We start from the raw sequence: 1,022 nt of genomic DNA on the forward strand, positions 1-1,022 counted from the left end.
AGCAGCAGGGCGGCGGCGCTCCCGCCGACGACCCCTGGGCGACCGGCGCGCCGGCCGGCGGCGGCCAGCAGGGTGGCGGCGGTGGCGGCTGGGGCGGAGGCTCCGGCGGCTCTGGCGGCGGCTACTCGGACGAGCCCCCCTTCTAAGGGCGGGTTCGCACCCACACTTCTTGATCACACAGGAGAATCACCATGGCGAAGCCGCCTGTGCGCAAGCCGAAGAAGAAGGTCTGCGCTTTCTGCAAGGACAAGGTCACGTACGTGGACTACAAGGACACGAACATGCTGCGGAAGTTCATTTCCGACCGCGGCAAGATCCGTGCCCGCCGCGTGACCGGCAACTGCACGCAGCACCAGCGTGACGTCGCCACGGCCGTCAAGAACAGCCGTGAGATGGCGCTGCTGCCCTACACCTCCACCGCGCGATAAGGGAAGGGTGACCGACATATGAAGATCATCCTCACCCACGAGGTCTCCGGCCTCGGTGCCGCGGGCGACGTCGTCGACGTCAAGGACGGTTACGCTCGCAACTACCTGATCCCGCGGAACTTCGCGATCCGCTGGACCAAGGGTGGCGAGAAGGACGTCGAGCAGATCCGTCGTGCTCGGAAGATCCACGAGATCCAGACCATCGAGCAGGCCAATGAGATCAAGGCCCGCCTCGAAGGCGTCAAGGTTCGTCTGGCAGTCCGCTCCGGCGACGCCGGTCGACTCTTCGGTTCCGTCACCCCGGCCGACATCGCCTCGGCGATCAAGGCCTCCGGTGGCCCCGAGGTCGACAAGCGCCGCATCGAGCTGGGCTCGCCGATCAAGACGCTGGGCGCCCATGAGACGTCCGTGCGTCTGCACCCCGAGGTGGCCGCCAAGGTCAACATCGAGGTCGTCGCAGCGTAAGCGCTGCGCTCGCTGAAGCAGTGTGGGGCCGCACCCTGTTGGGTGCGGCCCCACGTGCTTGCCGTCCACCGCGCAGTCGAAACGGGCTTGTGTGCGCGCTGTTTCACGTGAAACAGCGCGATCTCGAGG

The 1,022-nt window shown here is 66.8% G+C and carries 2 protein-coding genes; both read left to right on the plus strand.

Annotation, left to right across the window (positions count from 1 at the left end):
• The first annotated feature begins 191 nt into the window (after positions 1–191).
• Complete coding sequence (rpsR, locus tag FE633_RS35855) at positions 192–428, plus strand: 30S ribosomal protein S18 (protein WP_003949403.1); 237 nt, start codon at positions 192–194, stop codon at positions 426–428.
• An 18-nt stretch (positions 429–446) separates the two neighbouring features.
• The gene (gene rplI / locus FE633_RS35860) at positions 447–893 is read left to right on the plus strand and encodes a 50S ribosomal protein L9 (protein WP_033321283.1); all 447 of its coding nucleotides are present in this window, start codon (positions 447–449) and stop codon (positions 891–893) included.
• Positions 894–1,022: the final 129 nt, after the last annotated feature.

The organism is Streptomyces montanus (assembly GCF_005786655.1).
Classification (GTDB): Bacteria; Actinomycetota; Actinomycetes; order Streptomycetales; family Streptomycetaceae; genus Streptomyces; species Streptomyces sporangiiformans.